Below are 22049 nucleotides of genomic sequence, written 5' to 3'. Positions count from 1 at the left end.
TATAACCCATGATGGATTTGCTTGACCCCCCGATCGACAAGGCCGCCGTCGCGGCGCGGCTGGATGCGCTGGCGCAGCGCCACAGGCGCGCGGGCAATCTGGGCATACAGGTGCTCAACGTCGTCGGCGGGCGCGCCGAGGCGCTGATCGACCGGCTGCCCGAACGCGTGCGCGATCGCCTAGAGGGCGGCACGGCGCAAGCGCTCGAGATGGCCATGGGGGCCGCGCACCGCTCGCGCGGGGTGGTCGGAACACAGCCCGGCTGGCTGAGCCGTGCGGTCACCACTGCGATGGGGGCGGCCGGCGGCTTTGGCGGACTTCCCAGCGCGATGGCCGAATTGCCGATCACGACAACCATCCTTTTGCGTGCCATTCAGGACGTGGCCGGCGAATACGGCTTCGATCCGGCCGAAGAGGGCGTGCGCTATGACTGCGTGCAGGTCTTTGCCGCAGCGGGCCCGCTGGATCATGACGACGGCGCCGATCTGGCGTTTCTGACGACGCGCGTGGCGGTCACCGGCAAGGCGATGCAGGCGCTGATTTCCAAGGTCGCGCCGCGCCTCAGTGTGGTTCTGGGGCAGAAACTGGCGGCGCAGACGGTGCCGGTGCTGGGCGCGGCTGCCGGGGCCGCGACGAACTACGCCTTTACCAGCTATTACCAGCAGATGGCGCATGTGCATTTCGGTCTGAGGCGCCTCGCCATCGAGGCGGATATCCCCCATGCCGAGCTGCTGGAGCAGTTTCGGGCGCGCATCGCCGCGCCGCCCGCCAAGCGCTAGAGTTTTTCCCGCAGGTATTCCATCACCGAAGGACGCACGGATTGGTCACCGCGGCGCCCGGCCTCGTCAATGACGCTGCGCAGCTCGTCCAGATCGGTGCGGCGCAGGATCGACTTGACCGGGCCGATGGAGGCGGGGCGCATCGACAGGCTGCGCAGGCCGATGGCGGCAAGGCAGGCCGCCTCGACGGGACGCCCCGCATCCTCGCCGCAGAAGCTGAGCGGCGTGTTCGTGGTGATGCAGCGCTCGACGATGCCCTGCAGGAAGGTCAGGAAGCTGACATTCAGCGTGTCGTAGCGGCGCCTCACGCGCTCGTTCTCGCGGTCGGCGGCGAAAAAGAACTGTTTGAGATCATTGCCGCCGATCGAGAGGAAATCGACGCTGCGATAGAACTGATCGGGCGCATAGGCGAGGCTTGGCGTTTCCAGCATCGCGCCCAGTTTCAGCGTTTCCGGCAAGGGATGGCCGAGGATCCGCTCGCGCTCCATCGCCTTGTCCATCTCGGCGCGGCCCGCATCGAATTCCTCGAGCTGGGCGACAAAGGGGAACATCACCGTCAGGGGCCGCCCCTTGGCGCCGCGAATGAGGGCCTGAAGCTGCATCCGCATCACGCCCGGCTTGTCGAGGCCGACGCGGATCGCCCGCCAGCCAAGCGCCGGGTTCGGCTCGTCCGTGGCCTTCATGTAGGGCAGCACCTTGTCCGAGCCGATGTCAAGCGTGCGGAACACGACCTCGCGGCCCTTGGCGGCATCCATGACGCGGGCGTAAAGCTCGCTCAGCTCGGCCCGTTTGGGCATTTTCGAGCGGACGAGGAATTGCAACTCGGTCCGGAAGAGGCCAACGCCGTCCGCGCCCGAGCCTTCGAGGCTGGGCAAATCGGCCATGAGGCCCGCGTTCATGGTCAGTGACAGGGTGCGCCCGCACAGCGTTGTCGCGGGCTTGTCCCGGATCGAGGCGTAGCGTTCCTGGGCCTTGGCCTGCATCGCCATCTTATCGCTGAAGGCGGCAAAGACCGTGTCGTCGGGGCGCAGATGGGCGATGCCCTGATCGCCATCGACGAGGATCGGATCGCCGTTCAGTGCCTCGGTCGTGACGTTCTTGGCGTGTATGATCAACGGAATCGCCAGCGCGCGCGCGACGATGGTGGCATGGCTGCCGACGGCGCCTTCCTCCAGCACGATGCCCTTGAGGCTGCGGCCATAATCCAAGAGTTCGGCAGGGCCGATGTTTCGCGCGATCAGGATGGGGTCGGGAGGCATCTCGGCGCCGGTCTCATTGCCTTGGCCGGTCAGGATGCGCAGCAGGCGATTGCTGAGATCATCAAGGTCGTGCAGGCGGTCGCGCAGATAAGCGTCGCCCACCTGAGTCAGGCGCGCGCGGGCGTTCGTTTGTTCCTTTTCCACGGCAGCCTCGGCCGAGAGGCCCCTGCCGATATCCTGCTCCATTCGCCGCAGCCAGCCCTTGGAGTTGGCGAACATGCGGTAGGCCTCGAGCACCTCAAGCTGCTCCTTGTCGCCAAATCGGGCGCTGCTGAGCATGCGGTCGACGCCAACGCGCAATTGATCGACAGCCTCGCCCAGGCGCTCCGTCTCGCGCACCGGGTCTTCGGCGATGAGGTTGGTGACCACCACGCGCGGCTCGTGCAGCCAGACATGGCCGCGCGCCGTTCCCTCCTGCGCGGTGGTGCCGCGAAAGAGGACGGCGTGCTGGTGGCGCGCGGACATCGCCGCGCCTTCGCCGATGAAGGCGCCCAGCTCGGCCATTTCGGCCAGCACCATAGCCACGACCTCGACTGCATAGACTTCTTCTTCGGAGAAACTGCGGGCATCCTTGGACTGCACCACCAGCACGCCCAGCTTTTCGCCAAGGCGTTGGATCGGCACGCCCATGAAGGACGAATACGCCTCCTCGCCGGTTTCGGGCATGAAGCGGAATCCGCGAGTGCCGGGCGCGTCGTCGGTGTTGATGACTTGCCCAGTGCGCGCGACACGGCCAACCAGACCCTCGCCCAGCTTCATCCGGGTTTCGTGCACGGCTGAGGCGTTGAGCCCCTCGGTCGCGCACAGCTCAAGCGTGTCCTCGTCGCGGAAAAGATAGATCGAGCAGACCTCGATCCGCATTTCCTCGGCGATCAGATGCGTGATCTGATCCAGCCGCGCCTGACCTGCAGCGTCGTCGGCCATGACCGCCCGAAGGCGGCCCAACATCTGGCGGCTGTCAGTCTGGAAATCCTGGCTCATCAGCCCTTTGCCTATCCGCCTGTCCGTCGCCGGGGGAGGGGTGAGATCGCCTCAGCCCGCCTTGTCCAACTCGAACGTATCATGCAGTGCCTGCACGGCGAGTTCCATGTATTTCCGGTCGATCAAAACGGAAATCTTGATCTCGGAGGTTGCAATGACCTTGATGTTCACGCCTTCATCCGAAAGCGTCTTGAACATTTTTGCCGCGACGCCCGACTGGCTACGCATGCCGATCCCGACCGCAGAGACCTTGGCGACATTGGTATCGGCCACCAGGTTGCCATAGTCGATCCGTCCGGCGGCGACCGCGTCCTTCAGCGCCTTTTCGGCGCGCGCCACCTGATCCGTGGGGCAGGAGAAGGTCATGTCGGTGCGGCCATCCTCCGAGATGTTCTGGATGATCATGTCGACATTGACGCCCGCCTCGCTGAGCGGGCCAAAGATGGCGGCGGCGATGCCGGGCCGGTCGGCCACGGACAGAAGGGTCATCTTGGCCTCGTCGCGGGAATAGGCGATGCCGGTCACAACTTTGGATTCCATGATTTCCTCCTCGGCGCAGACAAGGGTGCCGGCGTCATCTGATTGTTCCTCAAAGCTGCTGAGCACGCGCAGCTTGACGTTATAACGCATCGCCAGCTCGACCGAGCGGGTTTGCAGCACCTTGGCACCAAGACTGGCCAGCTCCAGCATCTCCTCGAAGGCGATGCGGTCCAGCTTGCGGGCCTTGGACGAGATGCGCGGATCGGTGGTGTAGACGCCGTCCACGTCGGTATAGATGTCGCAGCGCTCGGCGTTCAGCGCGGCGGCAAAGGCGACGGCGGTGGTGTCGCTTCCGCCCCGGCCCAGCGTCGTGATTCGCCCCTCAGGGCTAACGCCCTGGAACCCGGCGACGACCGCCACACGCATGCCCTCGGCGAACTTGGCCATGATGTTGTCTGGCGGGATATCTTCGATCCGGGCGGCGCTATGCGCCGAGGTGGTGCGCACCGGCACCTGCCAGCCCTGCCAACTGCGGGCGGGGATCTCCATTTCCTGCAAGGTCAGCGCCATGAGGCCCGCGGTGACGTTTTCGCCCGAGCTGACGACCGCATCGTATTCGCGGGCGTCATAAAGCGGGGACGTCTCGCCGACCCAGCCGACCAGCTCGTTCGTCTTGCCCGACATGGCCGAGACGATGACGATCACGTCATATCCCTTCGCCACCTCGACGCCCACACGCTTGGCCGCGCGGCGGATACGGTCGAGGTTGGCGACGGACGTGCCACCGAATTTCATCACGAGAACGGGCATATGAGGCGTCCCTTGGCTGTGTTCGCAGGCGGTTTACGCGGCGGCGCGCCCAAGGGCAAGAGCGCGCGCCTAGCCCGCGGCCTCGCGCGCCATCTCGCGCAGGGCGGTCATGGCATCATCGGCGCGATCGGTCGGCACGAAGAGGTGATCGTGGTAATATCCCGCTACCGGATTGACGCCCATCCCGAGGCCCGCCAGTCGCGTCGTCACGCGGGCAAGGAAGCCGACGGCATCAAGAGCGGAATGCACATTGAGCGTGATCATGCGGCAGGCAAAGACGTGATCCAGCCCGGAGGCATCCGCATCCGCCTCAGTCACGATGATGGTGGTGCCCTCGCCCTCCTGCATGGTCATGCGGGGGGCGAGGCCCGGCGGCACGGCGCGGCCCGGCAGGGTGACGAAAACATATGTTTCGGGGTCCAGCACGGGCGACATTCCTGCTAGAAAGCGTTTGAGGTCATGCTCGCCGTTCATGGATGTACCTTTGGATTTGCGTTCCGGTCCAAAGACCATTCCACGCCGGGCATGTCCAGCGCAGCGGGCTCAATTCACCTTGCGAACGGGACGGAAAGGCAGGGGCAGGATCGGAACGCCATCCTCGACCAGCTTGCGGGCCTCGCCCAGCTTCGCCTCGCCATGAATCGAGCGGGTGGGGGCATCGCCCTCGTGCATCTGGCGGGCCTGTTTGGCGAAATCGGTGCCGACATACTCGGAGTTGGCCTCGATCCGGCGGCGCAACTCGGCCATCGCCTGCTCGGCGGGGGTGGATGGCGCGGCGAGCGCATCGGAGCGCGGCGCTTCTTCGGCACCGCCCTTGTGGCCGGACCGGACGCTGGGGGCCATAACCGTCTTTTCGACATCCGTGATACCGCACACCGCGCAACTGACCATGCCTCGCGCCGAGAGCGTGTCAAACGCGTCCGCCGACTGAAACCAGCTGTCAAAGCGGTGGTCTTGCGCGCATTTGAGTGAGAATTTGATCATCGTCCAAGGGCCCGTACACTACCCATTTGAAATAGCTATATTTCGTTGGATATCAAGACAGCCTTTACGGCCTCAGTATTTTGCATGCGCCGGATCGAAATTGCGAATGAGATAGGCCAGATCGGCTTCGTCAACCATCGCCGCCGCCTTCTTGGGGCGCAGCCACTTGCGGCGGCGCTCATGCGCCTCGGGATATTCCGTCGCGATTTCAGTCACTTTCATCGCATACAGCATTGTGACACATGGCAGATCGTCGCCATCCTCGATCGTCTTGCGATAGGAATAGAGGCCAAGAGGGCGCTCATACATCCGCCCGCGCACGCCGGCCTCTTCCCAAGCCTCGATCGCGGCGGACTGGGCGGGTGTCTTGCCGTCCATGGGCCAGCCCTTGGGCACGATCCAGCGCTTGGTGCCGCGGCTGGTGACCAGCAACACCTCGACCTTGCCCCGCACAACGCGATAGCAAAGCGCACCAAATTGTGTGCGCACATCGCTTTTGTGCGCATCACGCAGTTCTATTGGCTCAAGAGCCGCTGGCTTGTTCATACTCAAGTATTCGTCTGCTCTGTCTAGCTGCGCTACCGGGCCCCGGAGCGATATCTGCCGCGGGCCTTCTTTACGCTTTTGCTCTTGCGTTCATTCAATATATTGCCAACGGTTCGGAAAAACAACCATTCGGCATGTGCAAGCGGATCGGCCCGGCCCAAGGGCGACGCTGCGTCACTGCGCGTGACACCGTTGGCAAAAGGGATCGAAATGCGCCGATTTTTCCTGGCTGCCCGCCTATGCGCGGCCCTCATCACTGCAGTCTGGGCGGCGGGCGTTTCTGCAGAGGCGCGCGTTACCGTCTTTGCGGCGGCATCCCTGCAAGGCGTGCTGAGCGACGTGGCCCAGGCCTATCCGGGCGAGGCCGTCATTTCGGTCGCGGGCAGCGGCATGATCGCGCGGCAGATCGCCAATGGCGCGCCTGCGGATGCGGTAATCCTCGCCAATACAGACTGGATGGACTGGCTGGAGGATCAGGGATTGGTCGAGGCTGCGCGCCGTACTCCATTGCTGGGCAACCGGCTGGTGCTGATCGCACCCGCGGGCACGCCTGATCTGGCCGAGTTCAGCGCGAAGAGCCTGCTGGCCCGGCTTGATGGGGGGCGCTTGGCCATCGGCCAGACGGGCGGTGTGCCCGCAGGGATCTATGGCAGGCAATGGCTGGAAGCGGCGGATCTTTGGACGGCGCTCAGCCCGCATCTGGCCGAGACCGACAATGTGCGCGCCGCGCTGGCACTGGTCGCACGGCAGGAGGCGCCGCTGGGCGTGGTTTATGCCACCGATGCCGCCGCCGAGCCGGGGGTGCGCGTGATCCTTGCGGTGCCGGAGGGGATGCATGACCCCATCGTCTATCCCGCCGCTGCGCTGACCCAAGTTGGCGCCGCGTTCATCGCCTTTCTGCAAAGCCCTGCGGCGCGGGAGATATTCGCCGCGCATGGGTTCACACTGGCGGCCGCGCCCTGATGCTGGATGCCGCCGCCCGTGACGCGCTGCTTTTGTCGCTGCAAGTGTCGGTGGTGGCCGTGCTGTTCAGCCTGCCGCCCGCCATCGCCGTGGCATGGCTGCTGGCGCGGCGGAGGTTTCCGGGCCATGCGGCGCTGAGCGCGCTGGTGCATCTTCCGCTGGTGCTGCCGCCGGTGGTGACGGGCTACCTGCTGCTTCTGACCTTCGGGCGCAGCGGCTGGATTGGCGGCGCGCTGGCCGAGATCGGCATCATCTTCGCCTTTCGCTGGACCGGGGCGGCGCTAGCGGCGGGAATCATGGGCTTTCCGCTAATGGTCCGCGCCATCCGCCTGTCGATCGAAGCGGTAGATCCGAACCTCGAAGAGGCGGCGGGAACGCTGGGCGCGGGACGCTGGGCGGTCTTCTGCCGCGTCACGCTGCCCCTGATCGCGCCAGGCATACTGGCCGGGGCGGTACTGGGTTTCGCCAAGGCGATGGGCGAGTTCGGCGCGACGATCACTTTTGTCGCCAACATTCCGGGCCAGACACAGACGCTGCCCTCGGCCATCTATGCCTTCCTGCAGGTGCCGGGCGGTGAGGGGTCGGCGCTGCGGCTGGTGGCGGCGGCGCTGGCGGTCTCGATCGGGGCGGTGATCGCGTCGGAATGGCTGGCGCGGCGCATGGTAGCGAGGAGCGCACGATGAGCCTGACCGTCGATATCGCGCATCGGCTGGGGGATTTCACGCTGGACGCGGCGTTCGAGGCGGGCCCGGGGGTCACGGCCCTCTTCGGGCCCTCGGGGTCCGGCAAGACCAGTTTGGCCAAGGCGATTGCGGGGCTTTCGGCGCCCAAGCGGGGCGTGATCGCGCTGGGCGGCGAGACGCTTTTTGACAGTGAAGCGCGCGTTTTCCTGCCACCTGCGCGCCGCCGCATCGGGACGGTGTTCCAGGACGGGCGGCTGTTTCCGCATCTGACCGTGGCGCAGAATATCGCATTCGGGGCGCGCTATGCCCCGCCCGGCGCGCCGGGGCTGGGCGCGGATGTCATCGAGCAGATCCTGGGTATTGGAGCTCTTATGGAGCGGCGGCCGGCGAGCCTTTCGGGCGGGGAAAAGCAGCGCGTCGCCATTGCCCGCGCGCTGGGAATGCGGCCACGCCTCTTGCTGATGGACGAGCCTCTGGCAGCGCTGGACGGGCCGCGCAAGGACGAGATCCTTCCCTATCTGGAACGTTTGCGCGACAGTGGGGGTCTGCCGATCATCTATATCAGCCACGCATTGGCCGAGATTGCCCGACTTGCTGACCACATCGTGGTGCTGAGGGCGGGCCGTGTTGTCAGGGCCGGGGAGGTGACGGATGTGCTGAGCGATCCTGCGATGGTGCCCCTGATCGGCGTGCGCGAGGCGGGCTCAGTCCTGATCGCCCGCGTGACCGAGAGCAATCCGGCGGGCCTCAGCCGCCTTGCGATCAGCGGCGGCGAGTTGCGCCTGCCGGGCATTGATGCCGAAGTTGGAAAGTCCATGCGGATCAGGATATTGGCGCAGGATGTTCTAGTGTCTCTAAGGCGGCCCGAGGGACTGTCGTCGCGCAATATTTTGCCCGCAGTGGTCGAGGCGGTGCATCGCGGCGAAGGGCCGGGCGTGGCCGTCTCGCTGCGTCTCGGGGAGGATCGATTGCTGGCACGCATTACCGCCGAGGCGATGGATGAGCTGCGCCTTGCCCCCGGCACGGCCTGTCATGCGGTGCTGAAAGCGACGGCTGTCGCGCGTGCGGATATCGGTGTGAATACTTGAGCGTGTAAATATCACGCCTCCATCGCTATATTACTCAGCGATTGAGCTCTATTTCATGCCGAAATCGAACAAATAGCCCTATTCGGCCAGATGGCAGGCGGCCATTGTGCCGCGCGCCCCCACGGGGCGCAGTTGGGGCCGCTCGGCACGGCAGATATCCTGCGCAATCGGGCAGCGCGGCGCGAAGGGGCAGCCGGGCGGCGGATTGACTGGATCGGGCAGCTCGCCCGGCTCGCGCGGGGCGTCGAAAGACCCGCCTTCGAGGCGCGGGATCGCGTCCAGCAAAAGCTGCGTATAGGGGTGCTTGGGGTCGCTGTAGATCGCGTCGGTCTGAGCCAGTTCCATCACTTGGCCCAGATACATCACGGCCACGCGGTCGCCGAAATGCTCGACCACGCTGAGGTCATGCGTGATGAACATGTAGGTCAAGCCGCGCTCGTCCTGCAGGTCATTCAGCAGGTTCAGGATCTGCGCCTGGATCGACACGTCGAGCGCCGAAATCGGCTCGTCCGCGACGATGAAGGCGGGGTTCGTGACCAGCGCGCGGGCAATCGCGATCCGCTGGCGCTGACCGCCCGAGAATTCATGCGGCAGCTTGCGCTGCCAGCTTTGGTCGCAGCCGGTGGCATCCAGCACGTCCTCGACCTGTTTGCGCACATCGGCCTCGGATTTTTCCGGCATCAGGTGGCGGATCGGCTCGGCCAGCGTCTGGAAAACGTTGCGGCGCGGGTTGAGTGAGGCATAGGGGTTCTGGAACACCATCTGCATGTCGGCGCGGATCGGCTTGCGTTCGGCCTCGTCCATCGTGTCGATGCGGCGACCTTCAAAGTAGATTTCGCCTGACGAGGGGGTCAGCAGACCCATGATGGCCCGGCCAAGAGTGGTCTTGCCGCAGCCGGACTCGCCCACGACGCAGAAGGTCTCGCCCTTCTGGATCTGCACATCGACGCCGGACAGGGCGTGCAGCACGGGCTTTTCGCGGCTGAGGAAGTGCGTCGGCAGGTTGAAGCGCATTTCGAGCCCGCGGGTCTCGACGATGGGTGTTGGTGCGGATTTCGGATCGGTCATTCTACAGTCTCCGCACCCTTGGGCTCCCCGGCGTGATGCGACAGGTTCACATGCATCGGGTGAAAGCAGGCCACGCCATGTTCCAGCGGCGGCATGGCGGCGCGGCATTCATCAGTCGCACGCTCGCACCGGGGATGGTAGGGGCAGCCCGAGGGCAGGTTGGTGATGGGCGGCATGGAGCCGGGGATCTGGTAGAGCTTGGCGCCCTTCGTGCTGTTCTGCGGCAGCGCTTTCAGAAGGCCGACCGCATAGGGATGCTTGGGCGCGTCGATGATGTCGCGGGTGCGGCCCGTCTCGACGCATTTGCCAGCATACATGATCATGATGCGCTCGGTCACCTCGGCGACGACGCCCAGATCATGTGTGATGAGGATCAGCGCCACGTCATTCTCGCGGCATAGGCGCAGGATCAGCGACATGATCTCGGCCTGGATGGTCACGTCGAGCGCTGTTGTCGGCTCGTCCGCGATGATCAACTCGGGATCAGTCAAGAGGGCAATGGCGATGACGACGCGCTGACGCAGGCCGCCCGAAAGCTCGTGCGGGTAGGCGTCCATGCGCGACTCCGCCGAGGGGATCGCCACCAGCTTGAGCTTTTCGACGCAGAGCTTGTGCGCCTCGCGGGTCGAGATGCTGCGATGCGCCTTGAGCGTTTCGATCATCTGTTGGCCGATGCTGAGCACCGGGTTCAGCGTGACCATTGGGTCCTGAAAGATCATCGAGATGCGGTTGCCGCGGATGTGGCGGATCTGCCGCTCGGACATGCCCAGCAGGTTCTGCCCGTCGAAAGTGACGGAGCCCTGGGTAACGCGGCCCGGCTCGGCGATGAGGTTGAGGATGGCAAAGGCCAGCATGGATTTGCCCGCGCCCGATTCGCCCACGACGCCCAGACGCTGGCCTTTTTCGAGAACCAGATCGACACCGCGCAGCGCTTCGACCTCACCCTTCTTGCCTTTGGGAAAGGCGACATGCAGGTCGTTGACTTCGAGAAGTGGCATCAGTCGTCCCCTCTGCGCAGTTTCGGGTTCAGCACATCGCGCAGCCAATCGCCCAAGAGGTTGAGCGCCAAGACCAGCGTAACCAGAACGATTGCCGGGTAGAGGGTGATCCACCACGAGCCCGAAAAGATGAATTCAAAGCCCGACCGGATCAGCGAGCCGAGCGACGGCTTGTCCGTGGGCATGCCGAGGCCGAGGAAGCTGAGGGCCGCCTCGGTCATGATTGCCTCGGCCACCTGGATGGTCGAGATGACCAGAACGGGCGTCAGCGTGTTGGGCAGGATATGGCCCCACATCACCTTGCGCGCGGGCAGGCCTATCACGCGGGCAGCGTCGACATATTCCTTGCCCTTCTCGCCGAGCACCGACGAACGCACCGTGCGCGCGAATTTGGGCCATTCGGCGACGCCGATGATCAGGATCAGCATGATGATGGCATAATCGGCATAGACATTGGCATCGAAGGCCGTCTTGAAAAGGGCGAGCGCGATGATGGCGATCATCAGCGTAGACAGGCTCATCTGGATGTCGGCCATCCGCATGAGGAAGCTGTCGACCCAGCCGCCACGATAGCCGGCCCAGAGGCCGAGGCTGACCCCCAGGATCGCCTGCACGATGACCGCGCCGATTCCGATCAGCAGGCTGATACCTGTGCCATAGAGAATGGTGGAAAAGACGCCGCGCCCCTGTGCATCCGTGCCCAGCCAGAACCGCTCATCCCCGCCCTCGCGCCAGGAGGGGGGCATTTCGCTGTCCATGATGTTCAGTTGCAAGAGGTCATAGGGATTCTGCGGCGCGATCCACGGCGCGAAGACGGCCATGACGATGAGGACCAGCAGAACGATGCCCGCGCCGATGGCGACAGGGTCCGACAGGAAGCGTTTGATAAATCCTTGCCAGGTGATCATGATTTGGCCCCCGGAAGTTTCACCATCGGATTGATGAGTGTGTAGATGAAATCGACGATGGTGTTCACGACAACGAAGATCAGGCCAACGACGATGATATAGGCAATGATGAGCGGCGTATCGACACGGTTCACCGCCTCGAGAAAGAGAAAGCCCATGCCCGGCCACTGAAAGACCGTCTCGGTCAGGATCGTGTAGGCGATGAGCGTGCCGATCATCAGGCCGCCTACGGTGACCACGGGCAGAAGCGTGTTGCGAAAGGCGTGGACGTAGCGCACGCGCGGCGTGCTGAGGCCCTTGGCGCGGGCGAAGCGGACATAATCGGTGCCCATCGCCTCCATCATCTCGGCCCGGATGAGGCGGATGAAGAGCGGCAGCATGATGGAGCTGAGCGCGATGGAGGGCAGGATCAGATGCGACAGGCCATCGAGGGTCAGCAGGCCGGTATCCCAGCCCCAGGGAAGCTCGTAGGTGTCGCCGCGCCCGAAGGCAGGGAGCCAGCCCAATTCAACGCCGAAAAGCCAGACCAGCAGGATCGCGGTCAGGAAGACGGGGATCGAGATGCCGATGATCGAGGCTGTCATGATGGTCTTGGCCAGCCATTTTTCGCGGTTGATGGCACAGTAGATGCCCCCGGGAATCGATAGCGCGAGGAAGATCACGACCGAGCCGAGGACCAGTTCGAAGGTCGCGGGAAACTTGTCCATGATGACTTCAAGCGCCGGGCGCTTGAAGAAATAGGAGGTGCCCAGATCGCCCTGCACGGCATTGCCGAGAAACCGGGCGTATTGGACAAAGAACGGATCGTTCAGGCCCAGCTCGTCGCGCAGCGCCTGGCGCTCGGACTCGGAGACGGATTGGCCGACGAGTTCGCGCAGCGGATCGCCCAGATTATCCTGGATCGAAAAGCCGATGAGCGAGATGACGAACATCACGATCACGGCCTGAATGGCGCGCCGGATGAGGAATGCGATGATATGCATGATGCGGATACGTCTCTGGCGGCTGCTGGAGGGGATGCGGCGAATGGGCGCCGTCTAGGCCGGTAAGAGGCCGGACGTCAAGCCGATTGGGCGGTTGACGCAGCGGCGGGCCGGAGTGCTCCGGCCCGCCTGAGGTGCTTATTCCTCGATGACGAGATCACCCAGATAGGGGAAGTTCATCACGTTGAGGACAGGCTCGATGTTCACGCCCTTGCGTGCGGCCCATGCGAGGTCCTGCCAGTGCAGCGGGATGTAGGCTGCCTCATCGTAAAGGATCTGCTCGACTTCCTGCAGCATCTCGGCGCGCTTTGCCGAATCCGTCTCCGTCAGCGAGGCCATGGTCAACTCGTCCACGCGGGCATTCGAGTAGTTGCCCGAATTGTACTGGCCTTTTCCGGTGTCGGCGTTGGGCGTCATGTTGAGGAATTCGTAGAAGTTGGCCGAATCCTCGGTGTCGGCGTGCCAGCCGATCATCATGATGTCTGCTGCCCGCTCATCATATTCGGGCCAGTACTGTGCCTTGGGCATGGTTGTCAGATCGATGTCGATCTTGATCTGTGCCAGCATCGCCGCAGCCGCTTCGCAAATCTTGTAGTCGTTCACGTAGCGGTTGTTGGGGCACATCATCGAGGCCGAGAAGCCATCCGCATAGCCGGCCTCTTCCATCAGCGCGCGCGCCTTTTCCAGATCGAAGCGCGGCTCGAGGTTCGGGTTGTGGCCCAGATACCCCTCGGGCGAGTTTTGCGCCGCGACGGTGCCGAAGCCCTTCATGATCTTGTCGACGATGCCCGCGTTGTTGATCGCGTTGTCCATGGCAAGACGGACCTTGGGATTGGCGAGGGCCTCGTTGCGCTTCTGGTTCAGCTGCAGCGTGATGATGCGCGTGCCCGACATGGTGATCAGATTGGTGTTCTCATCGTTCTCGATACGCTCAAGGTCGGTGGGCGGCACGGGCGCGATGAAGTCCACGTCACCCGACAGAAGGGCGGCGACGCGGGTCGGCGCTTCCTTGATGGGGGTCAGGATGGCGGTCTGGACATTGCCGGGGCTTTCGGCATCCCAATAGTCGGGGTTGCGCTCGAACACCATTTTCACGCCCTGCTCGCGCTCGGCGATTGTGAAGGGGCCGGTGCCCGACACGTTCGACGAGGCAAAGCTGTCACCATGCTTGGCGATCTCGGCGCCGCCTTCTTCGTAGAAATCCTTGTCGAGCGGGAAGACGTACGTGGCCGTGTGCAAGACCAGCGGGCTGGGGCCATCCGTCTTGATCTCGACGGTATAGTCGTCGATGGCCTCGACCGAGGTCCATCCCGAGAAGATGCCCTTGAAGTCGGCCGAGGATTTCAGCCGCTCGATCGTCCAGACCACGTCTTCGGCGGTCATATCGTTGCCCGAGTGGAATTTGACGCCCTCGCGCAGGTTGAAGCGCATGGTCGTGTCGTCGACCCGCTCCCAATCCGAGGCAAGGCGGCCGTCAAATCCGAGGTCCTTGTTCCAGCGCACCAGCGGATCGAAGATCATGTGGCTCAGCTGAAGCGTGCCGCCGGACAGCTGCTCGTGCGGGTCAAGCGAGACGGGATCGGCGTCATAGGCGAAATTCAGTGTTTGCGCCGGGGCCAGCGTGGCTGCGCCCATCAGCATCGCGGTCGCCGTCGCCGTGGCGAGGTGTCGAAGTGTTTTCATTGTCATCTCCCTGAACTTTGTCGCGGCGGGGGCCGAATGAGCGGCGCCCGCCTTGGCGATGGCAAGAACGTGTCCCGATTCTTGGGGTATGTAAAGACCATGTGATGAGCCCTGCCAGGCGACGCTAGGGAAAGTGCCTGTAGATTCAGGGGGCTGGGCCGGGTCTGGCACATTCGTTGCAGGTGTGGCGCGCAGGTCGATATGGCGCGGGAGCAGCGCTTGACCCTTTGCGGCGGGGCGATTAGTGATCGAAACGCTCAGGCATAGGCGCCGGGCGGCAGGGGGCGTTTTCATGACAGAGCGGCTGATGTACCGGCTGGCATGGGTAGTCGCCGCACTCTGCGTGGCGCCTATTGTCGCGGCGGCACTGGCGGCGATGGGCGGCGATCTGGAGACATGGCGCGACGTTCTGTCCACGGTCTTGCCGCGCTATACCGCCACGACGCTGGCGCTGGTTGTCATCGTCGGCAGCGGCGCGGCCATCATCGGCACCTCTACCGCTTGGCTGGTCACGGTTTATCGATTCCCCGGGGTGCGATGGCTGGAAGTGGCGCTGGCCCTACCGCTGGCCTTTCCGGCCTATGTGCTGGCCTATGCCTATACCTCGCTGCTGGATCATCCGGGCCCGGTGCAGACGCTGTTGCGCAACGTGACCGGCTGGGGCCCGCGCGACTACTGGTTTCCCGAGATTCGCAGCCTCGGCGGCGCGGCCCTGATGCTGACCATGGTGCTTTATCCTTACGTCTACCTTCTCGCGCGCGCGTCGTTCCGCCAGCAAAGCTCGAACGCGTTTCTTGTGGCGCGCACGCTAGGGCGCTCGCCCCTGGCTGCGTTCTGGGCGGTGGCTCTGCCGATGGCGCGGCCGGCGATCGTGGGCGGCACGCTGCTGGCCATCATGGAGACGATTGCGGATTTCGGCACGGTCGCGTTTTTCAACGTCCAGACCTTTGCCACCGGCATTTATCAGGCGTGGTTCTCCTTGGGTGATCGCGCAGCGGCGGCGCAACTGGCGCTGTGCCTTCTGACCTTTGCGCTGTTGCTGGCAGGGCTGGAGCGGGCGCAGCGCGGCAAGGTGCGGCGCGCAGGCCGGGGCGGAGCGCGCTTCGAGGTGCTGACCAAGCCGCGCCTGACCGGCTGGCGCGCTTGGGGCGCGATTGCGGTCTGCCTGCTGCCGGTCCTGCTGGGCTTTCTCATTCCCGTCGTAATGCTCGGCATCATGGCATACGGCTCAGGGCAGAACCTTCTGGACGGGCGCTATGTCGGCCTGATGGGCAATTCCGTGCTGCTGGCCATGGTGGCGTCGGTGCTGACGGTTCTGGGCGCAATCCTGATAGGATTTCGCGCGCGCACCCATCCAAGCCGCGTCTCGCGCGGGCTGGTCGTGGGGGCGGGGCTGGGTTATGCCGTGCCGGGCGGTGTGATCGCCGTGGGTCTGATGGTGCCGCTGGCGGGCCTCGACAATGTCATCGACCGGTTCATGGAGTCGAATTTCGGGATCGATACGGGTCTGCTGATCACCGGATCGATCTGGTTGATGGTGCTGGCTTATATGGCACGCTTCATGGCCGCCGCGCTCAACGCTTATGACAGCGGCATGGCGACCGTGCCGGCGCATTACGACGCCATCGCACGCAGTCTTGGCAAGGGCGCGGGGCGGCTCCTGTGGAAGGTGCATCTGCCGGTCGCAAAGACCTCGGTGCTGACTGCGCTGCTGATCGTCTTTGTCGACGTGATGAAGGAACTGCCCGCGACGCTGATCCTGCACCCGTTCAACTTCGAGACGCTTGCGGTTCAGGCCTACCGCCTTGCTGCGGACGAACGCCTGCGCGAGGCGGCGGTGCCGTCGCTGGCGCTGGTGGCCTTCGGCTTGATCCCTGTGCTGCTCCTTTGCCGCACGATCGGGCGCGAGAGCGCCGCAGGATAAAATGGCCTAGTGGCCGCCAGCCCCCACAAGGCCGATCCCCGTCACAAGAGAGCCCCAGACCTTGAGCCGCAGTGCGCCGGCCTTGATTATGCCGGTCGCAGCAATGATATGACCGAACGCGCCCGCCAGATTGTCGGTATAGGTCTGCACAAAGCACCCGCTGCCATCCAGCATCATCGCTTCGTGCTCTGGATGGATCAATTCGAGGTAGACCAGCATCGAGCCGCGGCCTTGCATCGTCGCCGGATCGAGAAGCTTGCCGCCCGGCACGATCTGGCCGCTTGCGACCGCGGGCTGGATAGAGGACACGCGGGCTGGCACCACCGCATCGCGGAAAGGCAGTCCGATATTGCTGTCGCAGGCCAGCTCTGCCGGCATTCCCTCGTAAAGGGTCGCGCGCGCGACCTGGCTGAAGCCCGCGGCGATCTGCACCTTCTGGCCCTCGGGCCGCTCGGGGATGATGACCATCGCGGGCGCGAGGATCAGCATGGAGGCGGGGCTGCCGACGCCGAGCGCGAGCTGAGTGACCGTGCCCGATGTGAAGGATTTGACCACGGTCTTGTCCAGCTCTACCTGCGCCGCGTCCAGCGCGGCTTGCGCGGCGTCGCGCTGGGCCGGGATGGTGACGTCGAGATCGGTCTGCGCCACCGCAACCTGTGCGGAGGCTGCGGCCAATGCCGCCTCGGCCGTTGCGCGCTGCGTCTCCAGTTTGCGCACGGCATCAACGGTGCCGACATTCCGCTCGAGCAATGTGCGCGCATTCGAAAGGTCCTGCTCGATCTGGTCGAGCGATGCCTGCGCCTGATCGACGCTGGCCTCGGCCGCCTTGATCGCCTCTTTGGCCTTCGCCTCGGAGGCTGTGATCGCCTCGAACTGGGTGGAGGCCTGTTTCACCGCCGCCTGCTGCGTCGAATCCTCGATATGAAACAGGACGTCTCCGGCGGCGACGTAGCTGCCATTGGTGACGTTCACGCTGGTGACAGGGCCGCTGGTCTGGGCCACGACCGATACCGTCCGGAACGGCAGGATGCCGGAATATGTCTTGGGGTGGAAATAGAAGATGACGAGGAACAGAAGGAAGGCCAGCACGGCCCAGCTGAAGACGGCGGCCTTCATGTTCCAGATGGTCATCTCTTCGCCGCGCCGCTTGAGTTGGTAGTAGCGAAAGATGACGGGGAACGAGGTAAGGAAAAGCTCAAGCATCGCCGCGCTCCTGTGAAGGTGTTTGCGCAGTTGTGGCTGGAGCGGGATCTGTTTCGGCGTCAGGCCATGGCGCTTCGCTGACCGTGGCGCGGGTCAGGTGGAAGCGTGACCAGTCGGCCATCAGCGCGATCAATATTGCCGTGATCGGCAGCAGGATGCTGAAATGGCCGAGCGGGAAAATCTCGTAGAGAAGGGCGATTGTCAGCAACGTCGGGATTGTCTTTGCCAGCGGCGTGCCGTGGGCGCGCCTTTCGGCCCAGCGATCGAAGGCCGCGTAGAGGACGACAAGCCCGTAAAGCGCAAGGCAGATCAGGGCGAGCGCGACCCAGGCCAGGACGTCTATTTGACCCGGCTCCACGAACCAGATCGGATCAGCATGCGCACCCGTTTCTGCCATTGCAATCGCTCCTGCGTTCAAACATTCCGGGGGTTGTTACGTGACGTAAGGAGTCCTGTCTATCGTTCGCGTGCGCAAACGGAGGAAAATTCAATCCGCACCGCCGTCCGGTGTGTGGATGCGGCGGCGGGGTTCCCTCGCGTTCGCGGGCACAATTCCCCCTGCTGCCCTTGCGGGCGGGTTGGCGCAGCACTAAGACTTCGTTAGGACTGATCCGCTAAACGGCGGACGCAACTACCAGCATGCAAGGCGGATTATGACAGACCCGATGGACACCTACATGAACACCCTCGTGCCGATGGTGGTCGAACAGACCAGCCGGGGCGAGCGTGCCTACGACATCTTCTCGCGCCTGCTGAAAGAGCGCATCATCTTTCTGAACGGACCCGTTCATGACGGCATGTCCAGCCTTATCGTTGCGCAACTGTTGCATCTGGAGGCGGAGAATCCGTCGAAGGAAATCAGCATGTATATCAACAGCCCCGGCGGCGTGGTGACGAGCGGACTGTCGATCTACGACACGATGCAGTATATTCGGCCCAAGGTGTCGACGCTGGTCATCGGTCAGGCGGCCTCGATGGGCTCGCTGCTGCTGACGGCGGGCGCGCCGGGCATGCGCTTCTCGCTGCCGAATTCACGGATCATGGTGCACCAGCCCTCGGGCGGCTACCAGGGCCAGGCGACGGATATTATGATTCACGCCGAAGAGACTCTGAAGCTGAAAAAGCGCCTCAACGAGATCTATGTCAAACATACCGGACAGACCCTGAAAAAGGTCGAGGAGGCGCTGGAGCGCGACAATTTCATGTCGCCCGAAGAAGCCAAGAAATGGGGGCTTATCGACGAGATCGTCGAGAATCGGATCAAGCCCGAAGAGGACGACAAGCCGAAGTCCTGAGGGTAGAGGCGCCCTCCGGGCGGCGCGGCATTTTGCGATTGTCGCCGCCCGGTGCCTGCCATAAGCTAAACGCCACGGCGGCCCGTCCCCCGCATTCGGGCCCCGATTTGCAACGCACCGCCCGAAAGGTAGAACATGTCGAATAGTTCAGGCAGCGACAGCAAGAACACTCTTTACTGCAGCTTTTGTGGCAAAAGTCAGCATGAAGTGCGCAAGTTGATTGCGGGGCCGACCGTTTTCATTTGCGACGAATGTGTCGAGCTGTGCATGGATATCATACGCGAGGAAACCCGCAGCGCGGGCCTGAAATCCTCCGAAGGCGTGCCCGCCCCGCGCGAGATTTGCGACGTTCTGGACGATTACGTGATCGGTCAGTTCACCGCCAAGCGCGTGCTCTCGGTCGCCGTTCACAATCACTACAAACGTCTGAACAACTCGGGCAAGTCCGGCGATATCGAGCTGCAGAAATCCAACATCATGCTGATCGGCCCCACCGGATGCGGCAAGACGTTGCTGGCGCAGACGCTGGCGCGCATTCTGGATGTGCCGTTTACCATGGCCGACGCGACCACGCTGACCGAGGCCGGTTACGTGGGCGAGGATGTCGAGAACATCATCCTCAAGCTGCTGCAGGCAAGCGAGTACAATGTCGAGCGCGCGCAGCGCGGCATTGTCTATATCGACGAGGTCGACAAGATCACCCGCAAATCTGAAAACCCGTCGATTACCCGCGACGTCTCGGGCGAGGGCGTGCAGCAGGCGCTGCTGAAGCTGATGGAAGGCACCGTGGCCGCAGTGCCGCCGCAGGGCGGGCGCAAGCATCCGCAGCAGGAGTTCCTGCAGGTGGACACGACGAACATCCTCTTCATCTGCGGCGGTGCCTTTGCCGGCCTCGACAAGATCATCGCGGCGCGCGGCAAGGGCAGCGCGATGGGCTTTGGCGCGGATGTGCGCGACAAGGACGATCGCGGCATCGGGGAGGTCTTCAAGGATCTCGAGCCGGAAGATCTGCTGAAATTCGGCCTGATCCCCGAATTCGTGGGCCGTCTGCCGGTGATCGCGACGCTCGAGGATCTGGACGAGGACGCGCTGATCACCATCCTGACCCAGCCCAAGAACGCGCTGGTCAAGCAGTATCAGCGCCTTTTCGAGCTGGAGAACGCGCAACTGACCTTTACCGACGACGCGCTGACGGCCATCGCCAAGCGCGCGATCCTGCGCAAGACAGGCGCACGGGGTCTGCGCTCGATCCTTGAGGATATCCTGCTGGATACGATGTTCGAGCTACCCAGCATGGAGAATGTCGAGGAGGTGGTCGTCAACGAGGAGGCCGTCACATCCGACGCCAAGCCCCTGATGATCTACGCCGAGACCGCCAAGAAAGAAGGCGCGTCGGCAGGCTGAAAAGCCAGTCGTAATCGCAAGAGGCAAGGGCAGACCATGACAGGTCTGCCCTTTGTCATTTCGGCGGGCGACATGCCACTGATCCGCCGCTTTCCTGCGCCGCCCCCACTGGACCTTTGCGCGGTGATGCGCCATATCAGGGGGACCGACCCCGAGGAGGACGACATGGGCATTCTCAACTCGCTGCTGCGCGCCGTCACCTGGTGGCACGGCCAGACCCTCAACACTCAGCTTTATACCTGGCGCCGGGGCGTCAAGGTGGGTGAAGACGCGCAGGGCAACATCTTTTACCACTCCAAGGACGGAGATCGCCGCTGGGTGATCTACAACGGCGAGGCCGAGGCGAGCCGCGTGAGCCCCGAATGGCATGGCTGGCTGCATCACACCTATCAGGATCCGCCAACGGAGTCGCCGCTGCCGCATCAGAGCTGGGAAAAGCCGCATCTGGAAAACCTGACCGGAACAGCGCTGGCCTATGCGCCCGCCGGATCCATCCGCCGCAGCGAGCCGAAGCCGCGCAGCGACTACGAGGCATGGCGCCCCGAATAAAGCGCGGCATCAGGGCAGAGAGCGGACATGACTGAAAACAAGAGCGAAATCTTCGTGGGCGCCTTCGTGCTGGCCGTGGCCATCGGCTTTGTCGTTTATGCGGGCAAGCTGACCGGCGCCTCGGCGGGGGGTGATAGCTATGAGCTGAGCGCCAGCTTCCGCTCGGCCGACGGGATCACGGTAGGTACCGACGTGCGCCTTGCGGGCGTCAAGGTGGGCCGCGTGACGTCCATGGCGCTCGATCCGCAGACCTACCGCGCGGGCACCACGATCAGCGTGGCCGAGGGCATCGACGTGCCCGATGACAGCGCGCTGGCGATCTCATCCGAGGGGCTGCTGGGCGGCAACTATGTCGAGATCCTGCCGGGCGGCTCGCCCATGTATTTCGCGCCCGGCGACCAGATCGAATTCACCCAAGGGTCTGTAAGCCTCGTGTCGCTGCTGATGAAATTCGTTGGTGGCGATGATAGCGGCGGAGCGCCGGCAGAATGAGACTGGCGGCTCTCGCTCTGGCCCTGCTGCCTGTCATGGGGGCGGCGCAGGAAAATGCTTCGCTCGGCACCGGCGCGGTGCTGCGCGGCCTCGAGAAGGTGTCAGGCGACATCATCGACATGACGTTGCAACCAGGTGAGCAGGCCCGGATAGGGCCGCTGACGGTCGAGCTGAAGGAATGCCGCTATCCCCAGGGAGATCCGGCGGCGGACGCCTTTGCGTTTCTTACGATTCGCGATGAGGGCAATGGGGAGCCGATCTTCTCGGGCTGGATGATCGCATCCTCGCCCGCCCTCAACGCGCTGGATCACCCGCGATTCGACGTTTGGGTGCTGCGCTGCAGGACCGAGTAGGGCGAGGGATCCAGCGGCACCCGCGTGATCTGGGCGGGTGTTTGCAGCGCCAGCGACAAGTCCCGGCGGTAGGCGGCGCGGCTGATCTCGATCGCGCCAAGGCTGGCCAGATGCTCTGTCAGGAATTGCGTGTCGAAGAGTGTAAAGCCGCAGTGTCTCAGATGATCGACCAGATGCACGAGCGCCAGTTTCGACCCGTCCGTGCCGCGTGAAAACATGCTCTCGCCGAAAAATGCCGCGCCAAGCGTCACGCCGTAGACCCCGCCCATCAGCGCCCCTTGGGACCATATCTCCAGCGAATGAGCATGACCCATCTCATGCAGCATGATGTATTGACTGCGGATTTCGCGATTGATCCACGTCTCGTCCCGGTCGGCGCAGGCATCGACGACGCCGGCGAAATCGGCATTCAGTGACACCTCATAGACGCCGCGCCGCATCCTCTTGGCCAGGCTGCGCGAGATATGCAGGCCATTCAGCGGAACAACACCGCGGCGGCGCGGATCAACCCAGAAGATCTCGGGATCATCGCGCCCCTCGGACATCGGAAATATGCCCGAGGCATAGGCATGAAGCAGAAGGTCGGCCGTCAGTGAAAAATCGCTGTCCTTCATGC

At 63.8% G+C, this 22049-nt stretch carries 23 protein-coding genes; 10 read left to right on the top strand and 13 right to left on the bottom strand.

The window, feature by feature from the left end; translation table 11 throughout:
- The first annotated feature begins 11 nt into the window (after positions 1-11).
- Positions 12-779 carry an EcsC family protein gene (locus ACEWPL_RS15945; RefSeq protein WP_393929288.1) on the top strand — a complete coding sequence of 256 codons (768 nt, stop codon included), beginning with the start codon at positions 12-14 and terminating at the stop codon, positions 777-779.
- Here the strand turns inward: ACEWPL_RS15945 and ptsP are convergent.
- The 5 genes from ptsP to ACEWPL_RS15920 form a co-directional block, all read right to left on the bottom strand.
- Entirely contained in the window at positions 776-3019 is a 2244-nt protein-coding gene (ptsP, locus tag ACEWPL_RS15940; RefSeq protein ID WP_393929160.1) for a phosphoenolpyruvate--protein phosphotransferase, read from the bottom strand. The two genes, ACEWPL_RS15945 and ptsP, sit on opposite strands and share 4 nt — an antisense overlap.
- Before the next feature lie 51 nt (positions 3020-3070).
- Positions 3071-4309 (bottom strand): aspartate kinase, encoded by a 1239-nt coding sequence (locus ACEWPL_RS15935; RefSeq protein ID WP_393929163.1) that lies wholly within the window; start codon positions 4307-4309, stop codon positions 3071-3073.
- Positions 4310-4378: 69 nt separating this feature from the next.
- Complete coding sequence (locus tag ACEWPL_RS15930; RefSeq protein ID WP_393929165.1) at positions 4379-4783, bottom strand: ACT domain-containing protein; 405 nt, start codon at positions 4781-4783, stop codon at positions 4379-4381.
- Between the two features lie 69 nt (positions 4784-4852).
- Entirely contained in the window at positions 4853-5293 is a 441-nt protein-coding gene (locus ACEWPL_RS15925) for a DUF1178 family protein (protein WP_393929167.1), read from the bottom strand.
- A 72-nt stretch (positions 5294-5365) separates the two neighbouring features.
- Positions 5366-5839 carry an NUDIX hydrolase gene (locus ACEWPL_RS15920; protein ID WP_393929169.1) on the bottom strand — a complete coding sequence of 158 codons (474 nt, stop codon included), beginning with the start codon at positions 5837-5839 and terminating at the stop codon, positions 5366-5368.
- 210 nt (positions 5840-6049) lie between these two features.
- Here ACEWPL_RS15920 and modA point away from each other — a divergent pair, with 210 nt between their 5' ends.
- From modA to modC, 3 genes are read left to right on the top strand one after another with little or no spacing between them, the layout of a single operon-like run.
- On the top strand, positions 6050-6802 hold the full coding sequence (modA, locus tag ACEWPL_RS15915) for a molybdate ABC transporter substrate-binding protein (RefSeq protein WP_393929171.1): 753 nt from the start codon (positions 6050-6052) through the stop codon (positions 6800-6802).
- Positions 6802-7485, top strand: coding sequence for a molybdate ABC transporter permease subunit (gene modB / locus ACEWPL_RS15910; RefSeq protein ID WP_393929173.1), 684 nt, complete (start codon positions 6802-6804; stop codon positions 7483-7485). Before modA ends, modB begins: the two co-directional genes overlap by 1 nt.
- The gene (gene modC, locus ACEWPL_RS15905) at positions 7482-8573 is read left to right on the top strand and encodes a molybdenum ABC transporter ATP-binding protein (protein ID WP_393929175.1); all 1092 of its coding nucleotides are present in this window, start codon (positions 7482-7484) and stop codon (positions 8571-8573) included. The genes modB and modC overlap by 4 nt, the downstream gene beginning before the upstream one ends.
- Before the next feature lie 78 nt (positions 8574-8651).
- On the opposite strand, the gene ACEWPL_RS15900 is transcribed toward modC, so the two are convergent.
- From ACEWPL_RS15900 to ACEWPL_RS15880, 5 genes are all read right to left on the bottom strand, one after another.
- On the bottom strand, positions 8652-9641 hold the full coding sequence (locus ACEWPL_RS15900) for an ABC transporter ATP-binding protein (protein WP_393929177.1): 990 nt from the start codon (positions 9639-9641) through the stop codon (positions 8652-8654).
- Positions 9638-10639: an ABC transporter ATP-binding protein gene (locus ACEWPL_RS15895; RefSeq protein WP_393929179.1), complete on the bottom strand. Its 1002-nt coding sequence runs from the start codon at positions 10637-10639 to the stop codon at positions 9638-9640. Before ACEWPL_RS15895 ends, ACEWPL_RS15900 begins: the two co-directional genes overlap by 4 nt.
- Positions 10639-11547 carry an ABC transporter permease gene (locus tag ACEWPL_RS15890; RefSeq protein WP_393929181.1) on the bottom strand — a complete coding sequence of 303 codons (909 nt, stop codon included), beginning with the start codon at positions 11545-11547 and terminating at the stop codon, positions 10639-10641. Before ACEWPL_RS15890 ends, ACEWPL_RS15895 begins: the two co-directional genes overlap by 1 nt.
- Entirely contained in the window at positions 11544-12530 is a 987-nt protein-coding gene (locus ACEWPL_RS15885; protein ID WP_393929183.1) for an ABC transporter permease, read from the bottom strand. Before ACEWPL_RS15885 ends, ACEWPL_RS15890 begins: the two co-directional genes overlap by 4 nt.
- 138 nt (positions 12531-12668) lie before the next feature.
- Complete coding sequence (locus ACEWPL_RS15880; RefSeq protein WP_393929185.1) at positions 12669-14213, bottom strand: ABC transporter substrate-binding protein; 1545 nt, start codon at positions 14211-14213, stop codon at positions 12669-12671.
- A gap of 292 nt (positions 14214-14505) precedes the next feature.
- On the opposite strand from ACEWPL_RS15880, the gene ACEWPL_RS15875 reads away from it, so the two are divergent.
- Positions 14506-16137: an ABC transporter permease gene (locus ACEWPL_RS15875; RefSeq protein WP_393929187.1), complete on the top strand. Its 1632-nt coding sequence runs from the start codon at positions 14506-14508 to the stop codon at positions 16135-16137.
- 6 nt (positions 16138-16143) lie between these two features.
- On the opposite strand, the gene ACEWPL_RS15870 is transcribed toward ACEWPL_RS15875, so the two are convergent.
- On the bottom strand, positions 16144-17340 hold the full coding sequence (locus tag ACEWPL_RS15870) for an HlyD family secretion protein (RefSeq protein ID WP_393929189.1): 1197 nt from the start codon (positions 17338-17340) through the stop codon (positions 16144-16146).
- On the bottom strand, positions 17333-17737 hold the full coding sequence (locus ACEWPL_RS15865; RefSeq protein ID WP_393929191.1) for a hypothetical protein: 405 nt from the start codon (positions 17735-17737) through the stop codon (positions 17333-17335). The genes ACEWPL_RS15870 and ACEWPL_RS15865 overlap by 8 nt, the downstream gene beginning before the upstream one ends.
- 256 nt (positions 17738-17993) lie before the next feature.
- Here ACEWPL_RS15865 and ACEWPL_RS15860 point away from each other — a divergent pair, with 256 nt between their 5' ends.
- From ACEWPL_RS15860 to ACEWPL_RS15840, 5 genes are all read left to right on the top strand, one after another.
- A complete protein-coding gene (locus tag ACEWPL_RS15860) occupies positions 17994-18635 on the top strand; it encodes an ATP-dependent Clp protease proteolytic subunit (protein ID WP_393929193.1) in 642 nt (213 codons plus the stop codon).
- Between the two features lie 135 nt (positions 18636-18770).
- Positions 18771-20039 (top strand): ATP-dependent Clp protease ATP-binding subunit ClpX, encoded by a 1269-nt coding sequence (gene clpX / locus ACEWPL_RS15855; RefSeq protein ID WP_393929195.1) that lies wholly within the window; start codon positions 18771-18773, stop codon positions 20037-20039.
- A gap of 165 nt (positions 20040-20204) precedes the next feature.
- Positions 20205-20588, top strand: a complete 384-nt coding sequence (locus ACEWPL_RS15850) for an NADH:ubiquinone oxidoreductase subunit NDUFA12 (RefSeq protein ID WP_393929289.1) — start codon at positions 20205-20207, stop codon at positions 20586-20588.
- Between the two features lie 27 nt (positions 20589-20615).
- Complete coding sequence (mlaD, locus tag ACEWPL_RS15845; protein ID WP_393929197.1) at positions 20616-21080, top strand: outer membrane lipid asymmetry maintenance protein MlaD; 465 nt, start codon at positions 20616-20618, stop codon at positions 21078-21080.
- Positions 21077-21433, top strand: coding sequence for a DUF2155 domain-containing protein (locus tag ACEWPL_RS15840; RefSeq protein WP_393929199.1), 357 nt, complete (start codon positions 21077-21079; stop codon positions 21431-21433). Before mlaD ends, ACEWPL_RS15840 begins: the two co-directional genes overlap by 4 nt.
- Here ACEWPL_RS15840 and aat read toward each other — a convergent pair.
- A complete protein-coding gene (gene aat, locus ACEWPL_RS15835; protein ID WP_393929201.1) occupies positions 21388-22047 on the bottom strand; it encodes a leucyl/phenylalanyl-tRNA--protein transferase in 660 nt (219 codons plus the stop codon). The genes ACEWPL_RS15840 and aat overlap by 46 nt on opposite strands.
- Positions 22048-22049 lie beyond the last annotated feature (2 nt).

The organism is Roseovarius roseus, assembly GCF_043355935.2.
Classification (GTDB): Bacteria; Pseudomonadota; Alphaproteobacteria; order Rhodobacterales; family Rhodobacteraceae; genus Roseovarius; species Roseovarius roseus.
The sequence above is the reverse complement of the archived record's forward strand: the minus strand, read 5'-3'. Positions and strand labels throughout refer to the sequence as shown.

Excerpts from the sequence above, each read along its gene's own strand:
- ACEWPL_RS15930 (WP_393929165.1), bottom strand. The coding sequence starts at position 4,783 with ATGAACGGCGAGCATGACCTCAAACGCTTTCTAGCAGGAATGTCGCCC.
- mlaD (WP_393929197.1), top strand. The coding sequence starts at position 20,616 with ATGACTGAAAACAAGAGCGAAATCTTCGTGGGCGCCTTCGTGCTGGCC.
- ACEWPL_RS15880 (WP_393929185.1), bottom strand. The coding sequence starts at position 14,213 with ATGAAAACACTTCGACACCTCGCCACGGCGACGGCGACCGCGATGCTG.
- ACEWPL_RS15890 (WP_393929181.1), bottom strand. The coding sequence starts at position 11,547 with ATGATCACCTGGCAAGGATTTATCAAACGCTTCCTGTCGGACCCTGTC.
- ACEWPL_RS15875 (WP_393929187.1), top strand. The coding sequence starts at position 14,506 with ATGACAGAGCGGCTGATGTACCGGCTGGCATGGGTAGTCGCCGCACTC.
- ACEWPL_RS15865 (WP_393929191.1), bottom strand. The coding sequence starts at position 17,737 with ATGGCAGAAACGGGTGCGCATGCTGATCCGATCTGGTTCGTGGAGCCG.
- ACEWPL_RS15935 (WP_393929163.1), bottom strand. The coding sequence starts at position 4,309 with ATGCCCGTTCTCGTGATGAAATTCGGTGGCACGTCCGTCGCCAACCTC.
- ACEWPL_RS15900 (WP_393929177.1), bottom strand. The coding sequence starts at position 9,641 with ATGACCGATCCGAAATCCGCACCAACACCCATCGTCGAGACCCGCGGG.
- ACEWPL_RS15840 (WP_393929199.1), top strand. The coding sequence starts at position 21,077 with ATGAGACTGGCGGCTCTCGCTCTGGCCCTGCTGCCTGTCATGGGGGCG.
- ACEWPL_RS15945 (WP_393929288.1), top strand. The coding sequence starts at position 12 with ATGGATTTGCTTGACCCCCCGATCGACAAGGCCGCCGTCGCGGCGCGG.
- ACEWPL_RS15925 (WP_393929167.1), bottom strand. The coding sequence starts at position 5,293 with ATGATCAAATTCTCACTCAAATGCGCGCAAGACCACCGCTTTGACAGC.
- ACEWPL_RS15860 (WP_393929193.1), top strand. The coding sequence starts at position 17,994 with ATGACAGACCCGATGGACACCTACATGAACACCCTCGTGCCGATGGTG.
- ptsP (WP_393929160.1), bottom strand. The coding sequence starts at position 3,019 with ATGAGCCAGGATTTCCAGACTGACAGCCGCCAGATGTTGGGCCGCCTT.
- modA (WP_393929171.1), top strand. The coding sequence starts at position 6,050 with ATGCGCCGATTTTTCCTGGCTGCCCGCCTATGCGCGGCCCTCATCACT.
- ACEWPL_RS15850 (WP_393929289.1), top strand. The coding sequence starts at position 20,205 with ATGGGCATTCTCAACTCGCTGCTGCGCGCCGTCACCTGGTGGCACGGC.
- ACEWPL_RS15895 (WP_393929179.1), bottom strand. The coding sequence starts at position 10,639 with ATGCCACTTCTCGAAGTCAACGACCTGCATGTCGCCTTTCCCAAAGGC.
- ACEWPL_RS15885 (WP_393929183.1), bottom strand. The coding sequence starts at position 12,530 with ATGCATATCATCGCATTCCTCATCCGGCGCGCCATTCAGGCCGTGATC.
- modC (WP_393929175.1), top strand. The coding sequence starts at position 7,482 with ATGAGCCTGACCGTCGATATCGCGCATCGGCTGGGGGATTTCACGCTG.
- aat (WP_393929201.1), bottom strand. The coding sequence starts at position 22,047 with ATGAAGGACAGCGATTTTTCACTGACGGCCGACCTTCTGCTTCATGCC.
- clpX (WP_393929195.1), top strand. The coding sequence starts at position 18,771 with ATGTCGAATAGTTCAGGCAGCGACAGCAAGAACACTCTTTACTGCAGC.
- modB (WP_393929173.1), top strand. The coding sequence starts at position 6,802 with ATGCTGGATGCCGCCGCCCGTGACGCGCTGCTTTTGTCGCTGCAAGTG.
- ACEWPL_RS15870 (WP_393929189.1), bottom strand. The coding sequence starts at position 17,340 with ATGCTTGAGCTTTTCCTTACCTCGTTCCCCGTCATCTTTCGCTACTAC.
- ACEWPL_RS15920 (WP_393929169.1), bottom strand. The coding sequence starts at position 5,839 with ATGAACAAGCCAGCGGCTCTTGAGCCAATAGAACTGCGTGATGCGCAC.